Here is a 20,978-nt window from a genome sequence, read left to right on the forward strand (position 1 = left end):
CGCCACGGGAAACACCCAGTTCCTTCCGCCCCTTGTCGGATGCACCGATACCGACACAGTGCGCCGGCTACCGGGCGGTCAGCCTCGGACGATGCGGCGCAGCTTGTCGACCCTGGGGCCGATCTCGCGTTCGTGGCCGTGGTCGGTGGGGTGGTAGTAGTCGACGCCGACCAGCTCGTCGGGCGGGTACTGCTGGCCGAGCACGCCGTCCTTGTCGTCGTGCGGGTACTTGTAGCCCTGCGCGTTGCCGAGCGCCGCCGCGCCGGGGTAGAGACCGTCGCGCAGGTGGGGCGGAACCGGGCCCGCCTTGCCCGCCGCGACGTCGGCCATGGCGGCGCCGATCGCGGCCACGACGGCGCCGGACTTCGGGGCCGTGGCCAGGTGGATGGTGGCTTGGGCGAGCGCGAGGCGGCCTTCTGGCAGACCGACCAGCTGCACGACCTGCGCGGCGGCGGTCGCCGTCTGCAACGCCATCGGGTCGGCCATGCCGATGTCCTCGCTCGCGTGGATCATCAGCCGCCGGGCGATGAAGCGCGGGTCCTCCCCCGCGCTCAGCATGCGCGCCAGGTAGTGCAGCGCGGCGTCGACGTCCGAACCGCGGATGGACTTGATGAACGCGCTGATCACGTCGTAGTGCTGGTCGCCGGCGCGGTCGTACCGGACGGCGGCCTTGTCCACGCTGGCTTCGACCAGGTCCACGTCGACGGTGCCGTCGAGCGAGGACTCCGCCGACGCTTCCAGAGCGGTCAACGCGCGGCGGGCGTCACCGCCCGCGATCCGGACGATGTGGTCGAGCGCGGCCTCGGTCACCGTATACGCGCCGTCGAGCCCGCGTGGATCGGTGATCGCGCGGGCGAGCACCTCGCGGATGTCGGTTTCCGTGAGCGACCGCAGTTGCAGCACCAGTGAGCGCGACAGCAGCGGCGACACCACCGAGAACGACGGGTTCTCGGTCGTCGCGCCGACGAGCAGGACGATGCGGTTCTCCACCGCGGCGAGCAGGGCGTCCTGCTGGGTCTTGGAGAAGCGGTGGACCTCGTCGATGAACAGCACGGTCTGCTCGCCCGTAGCCAACCTGCGCCGCGCCACATCGATGACCGCGCGCACCTCTTTGACCCCGGCCGAGAGCGCCGACAACGCTTCGAACCGGCGGCCGGTGGCCTGGGACAGGAGCGAGGCGAGCGTGGTCTTGCCGGTGCCGGGCGGGCCGTACAGCAATACCGACGCGGCGCCCGAACCCTCGATCAGCCTGCGCAGCGGCGAACCGGGACCGAGCAGATGTTGCTGTCCGACCACTTCCTCCAGCGTGGCCGGGCGCATGCGCACGGCCAGCGGCGCACCCGCGTCCCGGCGCACCACGGTGTCGATCGAATGCTCCGGAGGCACCGCGGCTCCGGGCACGTCGAACAAACCATCGCTCACGACAAGAACGTTACCGAGGCGCACCGACAGCACGACATGCCGTTCCCGGATGCGTCTCCGGTGCGGCCGCGCGGTCTCGACCGGCGCGGCGACAGACGGAGTTGCGTGTCGCCGGTACTTCGGATGGGATCGGTACCCGTGCCTGAAAACGTATCCGTTTCAGATCCCTCGTCCACCGCGCGCTTCGCTCGGCGCACTCTTTTCAAGGGCAGCGCGGCCGCCGCCACCGCCACCGCGGTGCTGGGCGGCGGTGACGCGGAAGCCGCGACACCGGTGTTCCGGCACGGCGTGGCCTCGGGGGACCCGCTTGCCGACGGCGTGATCGTCTGGACCCGCGTGACCGTCTCCGACGACGCGACGCCCGGCTCGGGCCTGGGCGACCCGGCGACCGTGCGGTGGGAGATCGCGGCGGACGAGCGGTTCGCCTCGGTCGCCGCGTCCGGCGCCGTGACGACCTCGGCTGACTCTGACCATACGGTCAAGGTCGACGTTTCCGGCCTGGCTCCCGGTGTCGAGTACTTCTATCGATTCACCGCCCTGGGCCAGACCTCTCCGGTGGGCCGCACCAAGACCGCGCCCGCCACGGCGGACACACCGGATCGCCTTCGGTTCGGCGTGGTGTCGTGCTCGAACTGGGAGGCGGGCTACTTCGGCGCCTACCGTCACCTGACCGCCCGCACCGACCTGGACGCGATCGTGCACTTGGGCGACTACATCTACGAGTACGGCCGCGGCAAGTACGGAGGCCGCAACGGCGCCGTACGCCCGCACGATCCGGCCAACGAGACCGTCAGCTTGACGGACTACCGCATCCGCCACGCCCAGTACAAGACCGACCCGGATCTGCTCGGCCTGCACGCCACCTTGCCGTTCATCTGCACCTGGGACGACCACGAATCCGCGGACAACTCCTGGTCCGGCGGCGCGAACAATCACGATCCCGCCACCGAGGGCAGCTGGGCCGACCGGCGCGCCGCCTCCGCGCAGGCCTATCTGGAGTGGATGCCGGTCCGGGCGTCCGGCTCCGGCGCCGACGTGCGGATCTACCGCAGGCTGCGCTTCGGCACCCTGGCCGAGCTCACCATGCTCGATCTGCGCAGCTACCGCGACCAGGAGGCGAAGCCGGGCGCGAACTGGCGCGAGGCCGACGACCCGGCGCGCACCATCACCGGCAAGGCGCAGATGGAATGGCTGACCGCGGGCTTGGCCTCCGCGCCGGTGCGGTGGAAGCTGGTCGGCAACTCGGTCATGATCGCCCCGCTGGTCTTCCCGCCGCTCGAGCCCGCCACCACGGCGGCGATCACCAGCACCATGGGCGTCCCGCAGTCCGGTCCGTCGCTGAACGGCGACCAGTGGGACGGCTACACCGCCGACCGCACCAGGCTGTTCCGCGCCATCATCGATCAGCAAATTTCCGACGTGCTGTTCCTGACCGGGGACATCCACTCCTCGTGGGCCGCCGATCTCCCCGTGGACGTGGCGAGCTACCCGGGCGGCGTGACGGCGGGCGCCGAGTTCGTGGTGCCGTCGGTGACCTCGACCAGCATCGGCGACATGGTCCACACGAATTCCGCTCCGATCGCCGAAGCGATCAAGACGGTCAACCGCCATCTGCGTTATGTGGAGTTGGACTCGCACGGCTACGGCGTGCTGGAGATCACCCCCGACCACGCGCAGATGGACTGGTACTACCTGCTGGATGTGGCGGACCCGAATTCCGACGTACGCTACGGCGCTTCGTTCGCGGTGCGCAGCGGGGGACGGATCGAGCCGCGGCAGGTCCCGCTCGGCTAGCGCGGGGCGGCCGCGCGCCGTCTCCGGAGGCAGCAGCCCCCGGGTGCGCGGCCTACTCGCCCCAGCGTTCTTCCAGCATCGCTGATACGTCCTCAGCGAAATCTCCCACGATGTCGTCACCCGTGCACCGCGCGTCTTCGGCGAGCGCGGCCCAGCGGTTGATCAGCGCCGCCGAGCGCGGCACCGACAGCCCGTGCTCCCTGGCAGCCGCGATACGGGTGTGATCGGCGGGCAGGAACCAGTAAGTGGACAGCCAGACCCAGATCAGCCGAGCTTCCAGGATGCGTTCGGCCAGCTGGTCGTCATCGGCCAGCGCGGGCCACACGCCCACGACCTCCGCGCGCCAGGCCTCGACCATCTGCCGCGCGCGCTCACGCGAGAGCTCGACATCGCACAGGCAGCCGGGGAAGGACACCAGCGCGTAGGCGATGTCCAAGGTGGCGTCGCGGAACCCGCCCCACTCGTAGTCGAGGAAGCGAGCACCCTCCTCGTTCAAGATCACATTGTCCGGGCAGAGGTCCGACGGGCTGAACGCGCGGAAACGGCCCGCGGAGTACAGCCGGTTGCCGCGCACGATGCGCTCGGCGATCTCGCCCGGCACCTCGATACCCAGTTCGCGCTGGAGCAGACCGGGCACCTCGGCGATCGCCGACTCGGCCTGCTGGGCGATGCCGTCCACCCGGTGCACCACGTCCACTCGGCGCAGCAGCGCGACGAAGTCCGCCTCGCGCCCGACGGTGGCGGCATGCATCCGGCCCAGCGCCTGAGCGAACGCCATCAGGGCGTTGCGGCCCGCGGGCTCGGCCCCGGAGCGGAGCACGGCGGTGAGCAGGGAGTTCTCACCCAGGTCACTGAGGATCAGCAGACGGTCGGGAAGGCTGTGCGCGACCAGGTACGCGCCCGGCCGGTGCTCCCGGCTCAACGCGGTGGTGAACTGATAGGACACCGTCTCGCGGAGGAACGCGGAATCGACGCTGGCCACCCCGGGCGCCAAGCCGCCGGTCCGGCGATCCTGCGCCGCGCCGCGGACCTGCTTGATGATCAGGGTTCGCGGCAATGAAAAGGCGTTCTCCGCTACACGCACGCGTAGGACCGTCGTCCTACCACTACCGCTGAGTTCGATCGGATCGCTCAGCTTTACCGGAGCACCCATTCGCTTTGTGAGCAACTGTTGCGCTGCGGACACGACTTCGGCGGCGCGTTCGGCCAATAGTGCGGTCATCGCCTCTCAAAGTACTCGCATGGGGTCACTTCTAGCGAGCGGTTACACAACCTTTCCGCGTCGCTCGGCGTGTCTCCGGCATGGCCGGACGGCGGCCGCAGGTCGCTTGACACCTCCGCACCCGTCGGGTTTTCTCATCGTCAACTGCCCTGCGCCACACCGCAAACCAGTTGAGTGGAAAGGTCTACGCATGACCGAGATCCCGCCCTCCGCACCCAAACAATCAGGTGGCGGCGCTCCCTTGCCGAACGATGACGAACGCTTCGCGGCCAGGCCCGGGCAGCACGAGAGCCCGAATCCGCAGGCTCCCGGCCCCGGGACCGGCCACGCCCGCCACGAGATGGCGGGTCCGGCCGGATATCCGCAGTTCGAAGGCCCCGGCGCGGCGCACTACGGCAACGAACCGCTGGAGCCGCCGCCGCCTGTGGGCGCGGGGCACCCCAGCTACGGACCGCAAGGCACCGGGCCGGGCTGGGCGCCGTCCGGCCCCGCGCCCGCGCAGGAGCCGATCTACGGCTACCAGCAGGTCTCCACCGGTCCCGGCAGACTGGACGTGGGCCGGGCGCTCAGTTACGGCTGGGCGCGACTCTGGGCAAATCCGGGGCCGTGGTTCGGGGTGACCGCGGTGGGCCTCGTCATCTACTTGGCGTTCGTGGTCGTCGTTCAGCTCACCGACCCGACGTCGATGCTGCCGCTGCTGCTGATCTTCTTGGCGGTCATGGCAGGCGTGTGGCTGCTGCAGGCGGCGATGGTGCGCGGCGCACTGTACGAAACCGACGGCACCCCACCGCCTTTCGGCGCATACTTTCGATTCGTGAACGCGGGCAACGTGTTGCTCACCGCGTTGCTGGCATTCACGCTGACCTTCCTCGGCGCGGCGCTCTGCTTGCTTCCCGGACTGATCGCCGGATGGCTGTGCATGTTCTCGTTGCACTTCGTCGTCGATCAGGACCAGGGTCCGTTCGAGGCGCTGAAGTCCAGTTTCACGCTGGTGGTCGCCAACGCCGTGCAGGTGCTGCTGCTCGCGCTGGCCGTGCTGGTGATCATGTTCCTGGGCACGCTGCTGTGCGGTCTCGGCCTGCTGATCGCGGGCCCGGTCTCCGTGATCGCGGTGACCTATGCCTACCGAGTGCTCACCGGAGGCACCGTCGCCGCGGCGTGAGGCCCGCTCACTTCTCGGCCGGTGCGCGCATGCCGATCCAGCGCTGCAACCGCTCCACCGGACCGGCCTCGCTGCCCGCGCGCGGCCGGAGCTGGAGCACGATGATCCCGGCCACGATGATGCCCGCCATGTTCACCGCCAGCTGGCCAGCGGACAGGAACGCCACCCGCCACTCCCCCAAGGTCGCCGCGACCACGGCGAATCCGGCCGCGGGCACGGTGGTCACCGAGATGAACACGCCGACCAGCGCGGCCGACTTCGCCGTCACGAGCGAGAGCATGCCGGCCGCGCCCGCCAATAGCGCGACGACCAGGGAGAACGGGCCCACCTGATAGATGAAGTCGACCTGCTCGACGCCGCTCACCCCGTCCATGGTGATCCAGCCGACCTGTTCCCACACCACCGTGGCCACCAACGTGACCACCATCGCCACCGGAAACCCCACCGCGAGCGCGAGGGCCGAGCGGCGGGCGAGGCCGAAGTCCCTGCGCACCAACGCGACCGCGAAAGCGGCGAGCGGACCGAACTCCGGGCCGACGACCATCGCGCCGACGATCGTCACCGGCGAATCGGTCGCGACGCCCACGGCCGCGAGCAGGCAGGCGATCGTCAGGAACGCGAGAAAAGTCGCGTTGAGGCTCGACTCCTCATGCGTCTGCGCGAGCAGTTCCTCCCACACCACCGCGTCGCTCGGATCACCGGGCGCCTCGTGTACCGCGCGCTCGCCCGCCTCCGACAGGACCGTCTCGACCGGCGTGAGCGTCATCCCTCCGGACCGGCAGACGCCCAGCGCGGTCAAGTCGTCGAGCACGTCGTTGGCGGCCTCACGAGCCACGTCCGCCTGGACGAGATCGCCCTTCGGCTCCAGCGCGGCACCGCGGGCCAGGGTCACGTGCGTGACCCCGGGATCGGCGGCGAGTACCGCGAGCACCTCGTCGGTGAGATCCGGCGGGCTGATCAGGCGCAAGTGCAGCAACGGGTTTCCTCGCGGTCGGGCAGGCGTAACTGCCCAGAAGGTACCGTTCGCGCGAGCGCCCGCTACGAGGCGGTCTCGGCGCGCTCGCCCTTCTTCTGCTCCGGCTTGACGTCCAGACCCGCCTCTTTGCGCTGCAGCTCGCTGATCGGCGCGGGCGCGTCGGTCAGCGGGTCGACACCGCCGCCGGTCTTCGGGAACGCGATGACCTCGCGGATCGAGTCCTCCCCCGCCAGCAGTGCGGTGACCCGGTCCCAGCCGAAGGCGATGCCGCCGTGCGGCGGCGCGCCGAAGGCGAAGGCGTCCAGCAGGAAGCCGAACTGCTCCTGCGCCTCCTCCGGGCCGATGCCCATCACGTCGAAGACCCGTTCCTGCACGTCGCGACGGTGGATACGAATCGAGCCGCCGCCGATCTCGTTGCCGTTGCAGACGATGTCGTAGGCGTAGGCCAGCGCCGAGCCCGGGTCGGTGTCGAAGGTGTCCAGCGACTCCGGCTTCGGCGAGGTGAAGGCGTGGTGCACCGCGGTCCAGGCGGAGTGGCCCACCGCCACGTCACCGCTAGCGGTCGCCTCGACGGTCGGCTCGAACAGCGGCGCGTCCACGATCCACACGAACGACCAGGCGTCCGCGTCGATGAGACCGACCTTGCGGGCGATCTCCACCCGCGCCGCGCCGAGCAGCGCGCGCTGCGCCTTCGCTGCGCCCGCGGCGAAGAACACGCAGTCACCCGGAACCGCGCCGACGTGCTTGGCCAAGCCGTCGCGCTCGGCCTCGGTGAGGTTCTTCGCGACCGGGCCGCCCAGTGTGCCGTCCTCGTTCACCAGCACGTACGCCAGACCTTTGGCGCCGCGCTGCTTGGCCCATTCCTGCCAGGCGTCGAGCTGGCGTCGCGGCTGGCTCGCACCGCCCGGCATGACCACCGCGCCGACATATGGCGCCTGGAACACCCGGAACGGGGTGTCCTTGAAGTAGTCGGTGCACTCGGTGATCTCCACGCCGAAACGCAGGTCGGGCTTGTCGCTACCGAACCGGCGCATGGCCTCGGCGTAGGTCATGTGCGGGATCGGGGTCTGGATCTCGTAGCCGACCAGCTTCCACAGCGCGACCAGGATCTCCTCGGCCAGCAGGATCACGTCCTCCTGGCGCACGAAGCTCATCTCGATGTCGAGCTGGGTGAACTCCGGCTGACGATCGGCGCGGAAGTCCTCGTCCCGGTAGCACCGCGCGATCTGGAAGTAGCGTTCGATGCCGCCGACCATGAGCAGCTGCTTGAACAGCTGCGGGCTCTGCGGAAGGGCATAGAAGTTGCCCGGCTGCAGGCGGGCTGGCACCACGAAGTCGCGCGCGCCCTCTGGCGTCGACCGGGTCAGCGTCGGGGTCTCCACCTCGACGAACTCGTGGCGGCCGAGCACCTCGCGGGCGGCCGCGTTGACTTTGGACCGCAGCCGGATGGCGTGTGCCGGGCCCTCGCGGCGCAGATCGAGGTAGCGGTGCTTCAGGCGCGCTTCCTCACCCGGCTGCTCGTCCAGCTGGAAGGGCAGCGGGGCGCTCTCGTTCAGCACCTCGAGCTCGGTGACGTTCACCTCGATGGCGCCGGTCGGCAGTTCCGGGTTCTCGTTGCCGCTCGGCCGCGGTTCCACGGTGCCGGTGACGCGCACGCAGTACTCCGCACGCAGCCGATGTGCCTGCTCGGCGGGTTCGCCCTCGCGGAAAACGGCTTGGGCCACACCGGACGCGTCGCGCAGATCGATGAAGATCACCCCACCGTGGTCACGCCGCCGCGCCACCCAGCCGGTGAGAGTGACGGTCTGACCGGCATGCTCGCTTCGCAGCGAACCAGCCAAGTGGGTGCGCAGCACGGGGTTCCTTTCGACGACTCTGGCACCGGCGCGGTGTGACCAAGTGCGAGTCCATCGTAGTGAGACACATTCGGTGAGTGGAAACCGATATCGACGCGCCCGTGCCAAGCTGTATCCGAGGGAGTGTGAACCGGGGTCGCCGACGACCGAGGGTTGGGTGACCCCGGGGACGAGCGAGAAAGCGACGACGATGACCTTCAACGAGGGCATGCAGATCGACCCCGACCGGGTTTCGTCCGGCGGTCCCGGCATGGGCGGCAAGCTCGCGCTCGGCGGCGGCGCGGGCGGGCTCATAGTGCTGGTGCTGGCGCTGCTACTGGGCGGCGACCCCGGATCCATCCTCGGCAACTTCACCGGCTCGCAGGACCAGAGCCAGACGCAGCCGGGCACGGCCGGCACGCCGAGCCATTGCAAGACCGGGGCGGATGCCAACAAATACGTCGACTGCCGGGTGGCGCTCACCGCGCAGAGCCTGGACGCGGTGTGGTCGGCCGAACTGCCGAAGCAGGCCGGAAAGCGCTACCAGCAGCCGAAGGTCGTGCTCTTCTCCGGAGCCACCTCGACCGGATGCGGCAACGCCACCAGCGCGGTGGGACCGTTCTACTGCCCGGCCGACCGGACCGCGTACTTCGACACCAGTTTCTTCCAGGAACTGGTGGATCGATTCGGTTCCAGCGGCGGCCCGCTGGCGCAGGAATACGTCGTGGCGCACGAGATCGGCCATCACATCCAGAACCTGCTCGGCGACATCGGCCGCGCCCAGCGCGATCCACGCGGCGCGGACTCCGACGCGGTGCGCACCGAATTGCAGGCCGACTGCTACGCGGGCATCTGGGCGCATTTCGCGGACAAGCAGCCCGCACCCGGCAGCAACCAGCCGTTCCTGAAACCGTTGTCGGACAAGGATGTCAACGACGCGCTGTCGGCGGCCGCCGCGGTAGGCGACGACCGCATCCAGCGTGCCGCCCAGGGCCGGGTGAATCCCGAAGCGTGGACGCACGGTTCGTCCGAGCAGCGGCAGAAGTGGTTCCTCACCGGCTACAAGACCGGTCAGGTGAGAGCTTGCGAGACGTACTCGGCTCCGGACCTGAACAACCCGTCCGGCCTGCGGTAGCGCCGGATCCGATCGATACAGCGCGCCGACTCCCGCCAGGGGTCGGCGCGCTGTCATGATCTACGGCAGTTCGTCTGTGCCGCAGACGGACACGGACAGCACCGGAAGATGGGATCGATGCGAGTAACGAAAGCCGTTCTGCTGGTTGTCACGCTGATCGTCGCGGTGGGCTCGGGCGCCGCCACGGCCGACCCGGCACTGGATCGACCCAGTGCGCTACCGCCGATCGCCGCGCCGCTGGCACTGTTCACGCTGACCACCATTCCGGACGGTTGGCAGGCCCGGACGGATCTGCGCCCGCAGCTGGAGATCTTCGCCGACGGCCGTGCGGTGAGCAGCCCCGATGCGGTGGCCGCCGAGCGCCGTCCCGAGACCCCGCCGAAGCGGATCGACGGCCATATCCCGCCCGATGTGTTGAACGCGGCGCTGGCGGAGACCAAAGCGCTCGCCACGGTGGACCTCGGCGTGCCGAAAGCCACCGACCAGAGCAGCCGGATCATCGACTTCATGCCGCAGTCGCCGTCGGACGACGTCCATCTGGTGGTGTACTCGCCGGACACCACCGAGGGGCTCGGCGCCGAGCAGCAGGCCGCGCGTAAACGCTTCGCCGACCTCTACCGGAAACTGATCGACTCGTTCACGCAGGACAACTGAGACTCTGCACGTCACCCGGCCCGGCGCTGATCCGCTCGGGCCGGGTGCGGCGCGTCGCCTACCCGGCGTCCGTCAGAACTGGTCCTGCTCGTAGTCCGAGCTGATGATCTCGTCCGAGTGTGTCGCCCCGATGACGTCCGGCGTCGACTCGCCCAGCGGGCCGGTGAGGTCGTCGTTGCCGATGGGGCTCAGGTAGGGCTGCACCGTGCGGGAGTGTTCCTCGTCGTTGCCGCGCTGCCCCGCCGCGGCGCCGGGGCCGCCCATGAAGCTGCTCGATCCGGCGGATGTGGTGCTCGCGGGCGTGCCGGTACCGAGCGAAGTGCCCGGGACGCCGGCGACCGGCCGGATCGGTGCGACCGTGGCGCCGGGCAGGCCGGTGACTTTGGGCACCGACGACACGCTCGGGCTGCCGGGACGGCCGGGGCTGCTGCCGAGCAGGCTGCTCGGCGTGCCGTGGCTGGTGGTCGGGCTGTGCGAGGTGCTGTGCACCGACGACGGCGTGGTCGAGGGCGTCGATGTCGACGGCGTGGCGGAATCAAGGCCTGCCGCCTTGGTCGCGGTGTCCGACGCGGTCGACTGCGCCTGCTCCAGGATCGGCTGACCGACGTTCTCCGCCAGCGCCTGCGCGACCTCCTGCGGCGCGGGCCCGCCGCCCGGCGCGACCAGCTGCTGCACCATGCCGCTGAGCTCGGCGGTCTTGCCGGCCAGGTCGCCGCGGGTGGCGTTGACCACGCCGACGGCTTGACCGAGGTGTTCGGTGGCCGAGGCCATCAGCGTCGCCTGGGCGGGCGGAGTGAGGATCACCGGCGCGAGCGCGGTCGCCTGGGTGGCGAACGACGACGCGATGCCGAGCAGTTGCGCGTTGCCCTGCTGCACCACCGTGGCAGCACGCTGCGTGAGCTCGGAGATGTCGATGCCCCGCTGGCTGGTCTCCTGTCCCTGCACGTTCGCCTGCTGGCTCGTGGCCTGTGCGTTGCGCGCGGCCTGGCTCTGCCACAGCTGCTCGACCGTGCTCATGCTGCCCTTGCCGACCTGCATGGCCATCTCGATGACCTTGGAGGACTGGCTGAGGATCGCGGTCGGATCGAACGCGCCGATGACGCCGGTGCCGAAGCTGCTCAGCAGGTCCAGGATCGGCTTCATCAAGACGTCGACGCCGGGCAGCGCGGGCACCGCGACACCCTGGAGCAGGGCGGCCACCGGATCGGCGGGCAAGGCGGGTAGCGATCCGGCCGCGGCCGCCGCCTGGTTCACCGCGCCGCTGATCGCGCTCGGCGCGGCGGCGAGCGCACCGTTCAGCACGCCGTTCGCCTGATCGAGCGCGGCTTCGACCGCGGGCGCACCGATCTGGCCGACCGCGGCGTTCGTGTCCCCGAGCAGCGCGGACGTATCGTGCGCGATCCCGTGCCCGTCCTCGGCGCTCGGTGTACCACCCAGTCCGGGCAGACCGGCGGGCACGGTGGCGGCCGACTGCTGATCCTCGGAGATCTTGCGGGACAGCACGAATGCGGGCGGCTCGATGGGCGGCAGATCTTCGGGCAACTGCGGCAGCGGCAGGTCGAGCACCGCCTGTGCCGGTGTCTGCTGCAATGCGTCCAGCACGGTCTGCTGGCCGATGGCGACGTTCTGTTCGGCCGCGTGCGCGACGGCGTGATCTTCCGGCGCGATGACGCCGCTGTCCAGCGGTCTCATACCGCGCCCCCGATCTGGCCCGCGATCGACCCGAGCGCGCCCGCGTTGGACCAATCGACCGCGTCGTAGGCCGCGGCCGCGCTGAACGCCGAATCCGAGAGCTTGGCGTACTTGGCGGACAGATCGTTGATGTCCTTGGCCTGCAACACTTGCGCCGCGGCGAACATCGCCAGGTAATCGGCCCCGATCAAGCCGAACACCGGGACGAGCGCCGAAACGTTCTTCACCGCGTCGAAATTGCCCGCCCCCGCGAGATCACCGGCGATACCGGCGTTCGTGGCGGCGAACGCCCGGACCGCTTCGGTCTCTACCGAGAGATCACTCATCGAGATGCCCCCAAATCGTCGTACAGATCAGCGTCATGCAGTTGTGGTGATCCGCCTGCTCCCTGCCGAATCGGCAAGGGCCGCTACGGTTGCGCTCAATATAGCGGACCGGACCGGCATGTTTCGAGCCCGAACGCGCCGCACACCGGGCAAACCCGGCAGAACTGGAACGTGTTGCAAATTAGAACAAGTTCTATATTCTCTGTCCCATGAAGGTCGCAGTGACCGGCGCAGCCGGCTACCTTGGCACGAATCTGCTCCGCCTCCTCACCGAGCGCGGTCACCAGGTCACGGCCATCGATCGGGCCGTTCCCGCCGAGCCGGCGGCACCCGGCGTCACCTGGCTGCGTGGCGACGTGCTCGACCCGGCGTCGATGCGCGCCGCGCTGGACGGCGCTGAGGTGGTCTACCACCTGGTCGCGGTGATCACCCTGGCCGAGAAGAACGATCTCGCCTGGCGGGTGAACACCGAGGGCGTGCGCGTGGTCGCCGAGGCGGCGCTGGCGGTCGGCGCGCGCCGGATGGTGCACGCCAGCTCGATCCACGCGTTCGACCAGTACAGCTGCGGCGGCCGGATCGATGAGAACGCGCCGCGGTCGACCGACCCGGCGCTGCCGGTCTACGACCGCTCGAAATGGGCGGGCGAGGTGGCGCTGCGCAAAGTGATCGACCAGGGACTCGACGCGGTACTGTGCAATCCCACCGGCGTCTTCGGCCCACTGGACCACAGCAAGCCGCTCTCGCGCATCAACCGGACGCTCAAGGACGCGGCCCTCGGGCGCGTGCCCGCCATGATCGGCGGCGGATTCGACCTGGTGGACGTGCGCGACGTCGCCGCGGGCCTGGTACTGGCGGGCGAGAAAGGCCGCACGGGCGAGAACTACCTGCTCGGCGGATCGATGATCTCGATGCTCGAACTGTGCCGCGTCGCCGCGACCCATGGCGGCAAGCGCGGCCCGAGGTTCGCCATCTCCCCCAAGCTCGTGTCCGGCGTCATCCCGGTGCTCGCGCCGATCGGCAAGCTGTTCAACTCCGACATCGTCTCCAAGGCGGCGCTGGGCGCGCTGATCTCCGCGCCGGTGGTCGACCACGGTAAGGCCGAGCGCGAGCTCGGCTACCGGCCGCGCCCGCTCGACGACACGGTGCGCGACCTGGTCACCTTCTTCGCCGACCCGGCCGCGCTGACACCGCCCGGCACCAAGCAGATCGCTTGACAGCTGCTAGAACACATGTTCGACTGAGAGGGTGCGGTGGCAAAGCCAGACCCTGGACGCCGAGGACGGCGCCTTGCCCGGGCTGTCCCGGGCCGGTCTGGTGCGCACCGTACGGACGCCGGAGTTCGAGGGCATCACATTCCACGAGGTGTTGTGCAAGAGCGCCCTGAACCGGGTGCCCGAGGGCGCGAACGTGCCGTTCCGATGGACCGTCAATCCCATGCGGGGTTGTTCGCACGCCTGCCGCTACTGTTTCGCGCGCGGCACGCACGAATATCTGGATCTGGACGCGGGCCGGGACTTCGATTCGCAGATCGTGGTGAAGACGAATGTCGCCGCGGTGCTGCGCAAGGAACTCGGCAGGCGGTCCTGGCGCCGCGAGCCGGTCGCGCTGGGCACCAACACCGATCCCTATCAGCGCGCCGAGGGACGCTATCGCCTGATGCCCGGCATCATTCGCGCGCTGACCGAATCCGGCACCCCGTTCTCCATCCTCACCAAAGGCACCCTGCTGCGACGGGACCTGCCGTTGCTCACCTCGGCCGCCCGCGAGGTGCCCGTGAGTATCGCGATGTCCATCGCGATACTGGACGAGGATCTGCACCACAGCCTGGAGCCGGGCACACCGTCACCACGAGCCCGCCTGGACCTGGTTCGCGCGCTCGCCGACGCGGGCTTCGCCGTCAACGTGCTGGTCGCACCGGTCATCCCCTGCCTCACCGACGGACGCGCCCACCTCGACGCGGTCTTCGGCGCGATCGCCGAGGCCGGGGCTCGATCGGCGGTCGCGTTCCCCATGCACCTGCGCGGCAGTACCAGGGGCTGGTTCCTGTCCTGGCTGGCCGAGCACCATCCGGCGCTGCTGCGCCGGTACCGCCAGCTGTACCGGCGCGGCGCCTACGTCACGCCGGAGTATTCCGCGTGGCTGCGCGCGCGGGTCGCTCCGCTGCTGGCGGAGCACGGTTTGACGGCGCGCGGACGGCCCGAACCGGAGACACGAGCCGAAACCGCGCACGCGAGCGACGCACAGCTGGCATTGTTCGCCTGACGCCCGCACCGCCGAATCTCGCCGGTCCGCGCGCTTCACGGGCGCGCACCGCGTTCGACGGAGTAGTTTGGCGATGGCACCTCTCAGCGACGAGGAAGTGAAGCAGGCATATGGTTTCACACCAAAACGATGTCGGCACAGCTAAATTGGAAAAGGTCGTCATTCGGTTCGCCGGGGACTCCGGCGACGGAATGCAGCTGACCGGCGATCGCTTCACCCACGAGGCCGCCGCCTTCGGCAACGACCTGGCCACCCAGCCCAACTTCCCCGCCGAGATCCGAGCGCCCCAAGGCACGCTGCCCGGCGTCTCGTCCTTCCAAATCCAGATCGCCGACTACGACATTCTCACCGCGGGTGACCAGCCCGACGTGCTGGTCGCGATGAACCCGGCCGCGCTCAAGGCGAATCTGGAGGATCTCCCGCGCGGCGCCACCGTCATCGTCAACACCGACGAGTTCACCAAGCGGACCCTCGCCAAGGTGGGTTACGCCGCCGATCCGCTGGCCGACGAGACACTGTCGGACTTCGTGGTCCACCGCGTCCCGATGACCTCGCTCACCCTCGGCGCCACCGAATCGACCGGACTCGGCAAGAAGGACGCCCAGCGTGCGAAGAACATGTTCGCCCTCGGCCTGCTGTCCTGGATGTACGGGCGCCCGATCGGCGGCACCGAGCAGTTCATGCGGGAGAAGTTCGCGACCAAGCCCGATATCGCCGAGGCCAACATCCTGGCGTTCCGGGCGGGCTGGAACTACGGCGAGACCACCGAGAGCTTCGCCACCACCTACGAGATCGCGCCCGCCGAACTCCCGCCGGGCACCTACCGCCAGATCACCGGCAACACCGCGCTCGCCTATGGCCTGATCACCGCCGGTCAGCTCGCCGGGCTGCCCGTCTTCCTCGGCACCTATCCCATCACTCCGGCCTCGGACATCCTGCACGAGCTGAGCAAGCACAAGAATTTCGGCGTCACCACCTTCCAGGCCGAGGACGAGATCGCCGGGATCGGCGCGGCGCTCGGCGCCGGGATCGGCGGTGCGCTCGGCGTCACCAGCACATCCGGCCCCGGGCTGGCGCTCAAGAGTGAGACCATCGGCCTGGCGGTGATGACGGAGCTGCCGCTGGTGGTGATCGATGTGCAGCGCGGCGGACCGTCGACCGGACTGCCGACCAAGACCGAACAGGCCGATCTGTTGCAGGCGCTCTACGGCCGCAACGGCGAATCACCGGTGGCGGTGCTCGCGCCGCGCTCCCCCGCCGACTGCTTCGCCACCGCGGTGGAAGCCGCGCGAATCGCCCTCACCTACCGCACTCCGGTGCTGCTGCTGTCCGATGGTGCGATCGCGAACGGCTCCGAACCGTGGTCCATCCCGCAGGTGACGGAGCTGGAGCCGATCGACCCGGCGTTCGAACCGGAAGGCGACGACACCGACCCGTTCCAGCCGTACGCACGCGATCCCGACACGCTCGCCCGGCCGCTCGCCGTCCCTGGCACGAAGGGCCGCGCCCACCGCATCGGCGGCCTCGAGAAGGCGGACGGCAGCGGCAACATCTCCTACGACCCGGCCAATCACGAACTCATGGTTCGCCTGCGTCAAGCCAAGATCGACGGCATCGAGGTGCCCGATCTCGTGGTGGACGATCCGGACGGCACCGCCGAGCTGTTGCTGATCGGCTGGGGCAGTTCCTACGGCCCGATCGGCGAGGCGTGCCGTCGCGCGCGGCGGCGCGGTGTGCCGGTCGCTCAGGCGCATCTACGGCATCTGAATCCGTTGCCCGCCAACCTCGGTGACGTACTGCGCCGTTATCGCGTCGTGGTCGCGCCCGAGATGAACGGCGGCCAGCTCGCCACGCTGCTACGGGCGAAGTACCTGGTCGACGTGCGACCGTGGACGAGGATCGCGGGCACCGCGTTCTCCGCCCAGGAGCTGGTCGGGGTCATCGACGCGGCGCTGGACGGGTCGATCGAGGAGCTGGAACAGAACAAGGTCTTCGCCGCACGGGCGCGGGCCACCTATAGAACACTGCCGGACGAAGGCCGTCCACAGCCCAGCGCAGGCGAGGCAGCCACATATCGGATGTCTGGGGGTATCGCATGACCATCGTGGAAACCTCACTGGTCGGCACCGATCTGGGACTCACCGGTGTATCCGGAGTGCCGTCCGCGGACGGACCGCAGAAGGTGAAGGACTTCACCTCCGATCAGGAAGTGCGCTGGTGCCCCGGCTGCGGCGACTACGTGATCCTGGCGACGGTGCGCGGCTTCCTGGCGGAACTCGGATTGCGCCGGGAGAACCTGATGTTCGTGTCCGGGATCGGCTGCTCCAGCCGCTTCCCGTATTACTTGGAGGCCTATGGCATCCATTCCATCCACGGTCGCGCGCCCGCGATCGCGACCGGATTGGCGGTCAGCAGGCCCGATCTGTCGGTCTGGGTGGTGACCGGTGACGGCGACGCGCTGTCCATCGGAGGCAACCACCTCATCCACGCGCTGCGCCGCAACGTGAACATGACGATCCTGCTGTTCAACAACCGGATCTACGGCTTGACGAAGGGCCAGTACTCGCCGACCTCGGAACAGGGCAAGATCACCAAGTCGACCCCGATGGGCTCGGTGGACCACCCGTTCAACACCCTGTCGGTGGCGCTGGGCGCGGAAGCGACCTTCGCCGCCCGCGCGCTCGACTCCGATCGTGCGGGACTCACCGAGGTGCTGCGCGCCGCCGCCGAACACCGGGGCACGTCGTTCGTGGAGATCCTGCAGGACTGCCCGATCTTCAACGACGGCTCGTTCGACGCGCTGCGCCGGGACAACGCCGCCGACCATCTCGTCCCGCTGCGGCACGGCGAGCCGATCCGATTCGGCACCGAGGGCGAATTCGCGGTGATACGACGAGGTTTCGGGCTCGCAGTGGCCCGGGCCGACAGCGTCGCGGAGTCCGATATCGTGGTGCACGACGCCTACGCCGACGACCCGGAGTACGCCTACGCGTTGTCGCGGCTGTCCGATCAAGGGCTCGAACACGTGGTCACAGGTATCTTCCGCAGCGTCTCTCGACCGACCTACGACGACGCGGTGCGCTACCAGATCGAGACGGCGCGGGAACGGAAGCCCGTCGGTCCCGAATCGCTGCAGTCCCTGCTCACCGGATCCGAAACCTGGACGGTCGGATAGCTGGCCGCGCCTGACCGGCTCTGCGGGGCGGACGCTCGCGGCGCCGGTCAGGCGCGCTTGGCGAAACCGAGGTCGACGACGGCGTCGCGCTCTTGCACCAACTCCGCGACCGACGCATCGATCCGGGGACGCGCCAGAGCATCGATCGCCAGGTCGGGCACGATGGCGTACTCACCGTTCGCGCAGGTGACCGGGAACGAGCTGATCAGCCCGTCCGGTACGCCGTAGGAGCCGTCCGAGGCAACGGCCATGGAAACCCAGTCACCGTGCCGCGTGCCGCGCACCCAGTCGTGGATGTGGTCGATCGCGGCGCTGGCCGCACTCGCCGCCGAGGACGCGCCGCGGGCCTGGATGATGGCGGTGCCGCGCTGCTGCACGGTGGGCACGAACTGCTCGGTCAGCCACGCCGGATCGCCGATCAGGTCGAGGGCGGGACGTCCCGCGATGGTGGCGTGCGCGATGTCGGGGTACTGCGTCGCCGAGTGATTGCCCCAGATCGCGACCCGGGCGATGTCGGCGGCGGGCGCACCGGTCTGCTTGGCCAGTTGCGCGATGGCGCGATTGTGGTCCAGCCGCGTCATGGCGGTGAAACGCTCGGCGGGCACGTCCGGTGCGTTGCTCATGGCGATGAAGGCGTTGGTGTTGGCCGGGTTGCCGATCACGAGCACCTTCACGTCGTCCGCGGCGCTGGCGTTGATCGCGGCGCCCTGCTCGGTGAAGATCGCGCCGTTGGCGGCGAGCAGATCCGAACGTTCCATCCCGGCGGTGCGCGGCCGCGCGCCGACCAGCAGGGCGATATCGGCGCCAGCGAAGCCGATCCACGGGTCGTCGCTGATGTCGATGGACTCCAGCAACGGAAACGCGCCGTCTTCCAGTTCCATCGCGACGCCCTCCAGCGACGCCACCGCGGCGGGGACTTCCAGCAGCCGTAGCCGCACGCGCGTGTCCGGGCCGAGCATCGCGCCGGAAGCGATCCGGAACAGCATGCCGTAGGCGATCTGGCCCGCGGCTCCGGTCACGGTGACGGTCACGGTCCCAGCGGCGGTGCTCACGACGAACTCCTTGCGGTAGGCGGACTTCTGTTGCCCACCCTAACCACTCTCACCGCCGCCGAAGGCCGACGGTGAGCTACGCGACAGTGACTCGTGCGCCGCCCGGCACCGGCCCCGGAGGAGAACCGCGGGGTCAGCTGAGTGTGGCGACCTCGCTGTCGGTCAGCACGATCGGCGAAACCGTGTCCTTGGCGCGCGCCAGCCGCACGGCGCGATACAGCGGCCGTTCCTCCAGCCCGGCGTCGCGCGCCTCGGCCCGCAACTGCCGCACCAGCATCTCGGAAACCGCTACGGCCGCGGCCAATCGACTGGCGGCGAGCGCGTCCGCGAGCCTGCGCAAACCGACCAGGTGCAATTCGCGGCCGCTGCCCACGTCGGTGTACATGGCCAGCGGAACGACCTGGGAGACCTCACCGGCGGTGACCCGCAGAGCGATCCGGCTCAACCGGGCCGGGAACACCAGGACCTCGACCCCGGTGGCCGCCGACATCTCCACCCGCCGTTCACCGAACAGTCTGCGGGCGTGGATCATCGTGCCGGTCAACCACATTCGCCGCCGACGCAGCGCGACGGCGTACAGGACGGTCGGCGCGCCGACGACGACGCCGACCGCCGCGGCGATCGGCCAGCTCACCACGGTCGCGGCCAGCAACGCCGCGCCGACCCCGATACCCGACGCGGCCAGCGCGAGGCGGCGCAACATCGGCGCGTACAACTCGGGCGCGACCAGATCGAGGCCCACCGGCGCGAGCGCCCGCTGGTCATCAGAATTCGTGGACACTACTCCGCCCTCTCGCGACTCCCGCGGCGGTGGTGTGCGCGCCGGTCACGCTACTGCTCCCGTCACCCGGCCGACGACGGGTTCGACGCACAGTACCGTGCGCGGGGCGGGCGCGTCGCGAAACTCGACGGGCAGCGCGCACCCGCCGCCCCGCTACCCGGCCAGCGACTCCCGGATCACGCCGACCGCCTCGGGCAGCGGAATCTGCCGTTGATCACCGGTCGCCATGTCCTTGAGCCCGATGGTGTTCTCCGCGAGGTCACGATCGCCGAGCACGAGGGTGAACTTCGCCCCGGAACGGTCGGCCGCCTTCATCGCGCCCTTCACACCGCGCCCGCCGTAGGCCAGATCGACCCGGACGCCCGCCGCGCGCAACTGCGCGGCGACCACCACGAGCCGCTGCTTGGCGGCGTCGCCCAGCGGCACGCCGAACACCTCGCAGCGCGCCGGGTTGCCCGCCGACTTGCCCTCGGCCGCCAGCGCCAGCATGGTCCGGTCGACGCCGAGGCCGAATCCGATACCCGACAGCGGCTGCCCCCCGAGCTCGGCCATGAGACCGTCGTAACGGCCACCGCCGCCGATGCCGGACTGCGCACCCAGACCGTCGTGCACGAACTCGAACGTGGTCTTGGTGTAGTAGTCGAGGCCGCGCACCATGCGCGGGTTCACCACGTACGGCACGCCCAGCGCTTCGAGGTGGCCGAGTACCTGCTCGAAGTGCGCCTTGGCCGACTCCGACAGGTGATCGATCATCAGCGGCGCGTTCGCGGTCATCTCCCGTACCTCGGGCCGCTTGTCGTCCAGCACGCGCAGCGGGTTGAGCTGGGCGCGCCGCTTCGTCTCCTCGTCCAGCGGCAGTCCGAACAGGAAATCCTGCAGCAGTTCGCGGTACTGCGGGCGGCACGTCTCGTCACCCAGCGAGGTGACCTCGAGGCGGAATCCGTCCAGGCCCAGGCCGCGGAACCCGGCATCGGCGATCGCGATGACCTCCGCGTCGAGCGCCGGATCGTCGACGCCGATCGCCTCGATGCCCACCTGCTGCAACTGGCGGTACCGGCCCGCTTGCGGCCGCTCGTAGCGGAAGAAGGGACCCGCGTAGCACAGCTTCACCGGGAGCTGACCGCGATCGAGGCCGTGTTCGATGACCGCGCGCATCACGCCCGCCGTGCCCTCGGGACGCAGCGTGACGCTGCGGTCGCCGCGGTCGGGGAAGGTGTACATCTCCTTGGTGACCACGTCGGTGGACTCGCCGACGCCGCGGGCGAACAGGCCCGTGTCCTCGAAGACCGGCAGCTCGATATGCCCGTACCCGGCCAGTCGGGCGGCGCGGAGCAGGCCGTCGCGCACCGCGACGAACTCTGCCGAGCCGGGCGGCACGTAGTCCGGTACCCCCTTCGGGGCGAAGAAGCTGCTGGTCTTGGTCACGATGCTCCAGTTTCCACCACTACGGCACCGCAAGTCCAACCGGTTCCCCGAACCGACTCTCAGGA

The 20,978-nt window shown here is 69.6% G+C and carries 17 protein-coding genes; 8 read left to right on the forward strand and 9 right to left on the reverse strand.

The window, feature by feature from the left end; translation table 11 throughout:
- Nucleotides 1-78 precede the first annotated feature (78 nt).
- Nucleotides 79-1,422, reverse strand: a complete 1,344-nt coding sequence (locus tag ACL03I_RS14030) for a replication-associated recombination protein A (protein ID WP_412806159.1) — start codon at nucleotides 1,420-1,422, stop codon at nucleotides 79-81.
- Nucleotides 1,423-1,545: 123 nt separating this feature from the next.
- Between ACL03I_RS14030 and ACL03I_RS14035 the strand changes: the two genes are divergently transcribed.
- The gene (locus tag ACL03I_RS14035) at nucleotides 1,546-3,216 is read left to right on the forward strand and encodes an alkaline phosphatase D family protein (protein ID WP_355070566.1); all 1,671 of its coding nucleotides are present in this window, start codon (nucleotides 1,546-1,548) and stop codon (nucleotides 3,214-3,216) included.
- Between the two features lie 52 nt (nucleotides 3,217-3,268).
- Here the strand turns inward: ACL03I_RS14035 and ACL03I_RS14040 are convergent, their stop codons facing one another.
- Complete coding sequence (locus ACL03I_RS14040) at nucleotides 3,269-4,438, reverse strand: phosphotransferase family protein (RefSeq protein WP_355070564.1); 1,170 nt, start codon at nucleotides 4,436-4,438, stop codon at nucleotides 3,269-3,271.
- A gap of 190 nt (nucleotides 4,439-4,628) precedes the next feature.
- Here ACL03I_RS14040 and ACL03I_RS14045 point away from each other — a divergent pair, with 190 nt between their 5' ends.
- Nucleotides 4,629-5,600, forward strand: coding sequence for a hypothetical protein (locus tag ACL03I_RS14045; protein ID WP_412806160.1), 972 nt, complete (start codon nucleotides 4,629-4,631; stop codon nucleotides 5,598-5,600).
- A 7-nt stretch (nucleotides 5,601-5,607) separates the two neighbouring features.
- Here ACL03I_RS14045 and ACL03I_RS14050 read toward each other — a convergent pair whose 3' ends face one another.
- Complete coding sequence (locus ACL03I_RS14050) at nucleotides 5,608-6,576, reverse strand: DUF389 domain-containing protein (protein ID WP_355070560.1); 969 nt, start codon at nucleotides 6,574-6,576, stop codon at nucleotides 5,608-5,610.
- A gap of 62 nt (nucleotides 6,577-6,638) precedes the next feature.
- On the reverse strand, nucleotides 6,639-8,432 hold the full coding sequence (aspS, locus tag ACL03I_RS14055) for an aspartate--tRNA ligase (protein WP_412806161.1): 1,794 nt from the start codon (nucleotides 8,430-8,432) through the stop codon (nucleotides 6,639-6,641).
- A 190-nt stretch (nucleotides 8,433-8,622) separates the two neighbouring features.
- Between aspS and ypfJ the strand changes: the two genes are divergently transcribed.
- On the forward strand, nucleotides 8,623-9,546 hold the full coding sequence (gene ypfJ, locus ACL03I_RS14060; protein ID WP_412806162.1) for a KPN_02809 family neutral zinc metallopeptidase: 924 nt from the start codon (nucleotides 8,623-8,625) through the stop codon (nucleotides 9,544-9,546).
- Between the two features lie 117 nt (nucleotides 9,547-9,663).
- Complete coding sequence (locus tag ACL03I_RS14065) at nucleotides 9,664-10,200, forward strand: hypothetical protein (protein WP_355070554.1); 537 nt, start codon at nucleotides 9,664-9,666, stop codon at nucleotides 10,198-10,200.
- 72 nt (nucleotides 10,201-10,272) lie between these two features.
- Here the strand turns inward: ACL03I_RS14065 and ACL03I_RS14070 are convergent, their stop codons facing one another.
- Together ACL03I_RS14070 and ACL03I_RS14075 are read right to left on the reverse strand one after the other, a co-directional pair.
- Nucleotides 10,273-11,892, reverse strand: coding sequence for a hypothetical protein (locus ACL03I_RS14070; RefSeq protein ID WP_355070552.1), 1,620 nt, complete (start codon nucleotides 11,890-11,892; stop codon nucleotides 10,273-10,275).
- Nucleotides 11,889-12,218: a type VII secretion target gene (locus ACL03I_RS14075; protein ID WP_040867626.1), complete on the reverse strand. Its 330-nt coding sequence runs from the start codon at nucleotides 12,216-12,218 to the stop codon at nucleotides 11,889-11,891. The genes ACL03I_RS14070 and ACL03I_RS14075 overlap by 4 nt, the downstream gene beginning before the upstream one ends.
- A 209-nt stretch (nucleotides 12,219-12,427) precedes the next feature.
- Here ACL03I_RS14075 and ACL03I_RS14080 point away from each other — a divergent pair, with 209 nt between their 5' ends.
- From ACL03I_RS14080 to ACL03I_RS14095, 4 genes are all read left to right on the forward strand, one after another.
- Nucleotides 12,428-13,432 carry an NAD-dependent epimerase/dehydratase family protein gene (locus tag ACL03I_RS14080; protein ID WP_355070549.1) on the forward strand — a complete coding sequence of 335 codons (1,005 nt, stop codon included), beginning with the start codon at nucleotides 12,428-12,430 and terminating at the stop codon, nucleotides 13,430-13,432.
- A 31-nt stretch (nucleotides 13,433-13,463) separates the two neighbouring features.
- The gene (locus ACL03I_RS14085; RefSeq protein WP_355070547.1) at nucleotides 13,464-14,480 is read left to right on the forward strand and encodes an Rv2578c family radical SAM protein; all 1,017 of its coding nucleotides are present in this window, start codon (nucleotides 13,464-13,466) and stop codon (nucleotides 14,478-14,480) included.
- A 110-nt stretch (nucleotides 14,481-14,590) separates the two neighbouring features.
- Nucleotides 14,591-16,579 (forward strand): 2-oxoacid:acceptor oxidoreductase subunit alpha, encoded by a 1,989-nt coding sequence (locus ACL03I_RS14090; protein ID WP_355070545.1) that lies wholly within the window; start codon nucleotides 14,591-14,593, stop codon nucleotides 16,577-16,579.
- The gene (locus tag ACL03I_RS14095) at nucleotides 16,576-17,655 is read left to right on the forward strand and encodes a 2-oxoacid:ferredoxin oxidoreductase subunit beta (protein WP_355070543.1); all 1,080 of its coding nucleotides are present in this window, start codon (nucleotides 16,576-16,578) and stop codon (nucleotides 17,653-17,655) included. Before ACL03I_RS14090 ends, ACL03I_RS14095 begins: the two co-directional genes overlap by 4 nt.
- Before the next feature lie 47 nt (nucleotides 17,656-17,702).
- Here the strand turns inward: ACL03I_RS14095 and ACL03I_RS14100 are convergent, their stop codons facing one another.
- From ACL03I_RS14100 to hisS, 3 genes are all read right to left on the reverse strand, one after another.
- Nucleotides 17,703-18,707 carry a malate dehydrogenase gene (locus ACL03I_RS14100; RefSeq protein ID WP_412806163.1) on the reverse strand — a complete coding sequence of 335 codons (1,005 nt, stop codon included), beginning with the start codon at nucleotides 18,705-18,707 and terminating at the stop codon, nucleotides 17,703-17,705.
- A 133-nt stretch (nucleotides 18,708-18,840) separates the two neighbouring features.
- Complete coding sequence (locus tag ACL03I_RS14105; protein WP_355070539.1) at nucleotides 18,841-19,488, reverse strand: hypothetical protein; 648 nt, start codon at nucleotides 19,486-19,488, stop codon at nucleotides 18,841-18,843.
- 153 nt (nucleotides 19,489-19,641) lie between these two features.
- A complete protein-coding gene (gene hisS / locus ACL03I_RS14110) occupies nucleotides 19,642-20,913 on the reverse strand; it encodes a histidine--tRNA ligase (RefSeq protein ID WP_412806164.1) in 1,272 nt (423 codons plus the stop codon).
- Between the last annotated feature and the right edge of the window lie 65 nt (nucleotides 20,914-20,978).

The sequence above is a fragment of the Nocardia sichangensis genome (assembly GCF_047200615.1).
In the GTDB taxonomy this organism is placed as follows: Bacteria; Actinomycetota; Actinomycetes; order Mycobacteriales; family Mycobacteriaceae; genus Nocardia; species Nocardia sichangensis.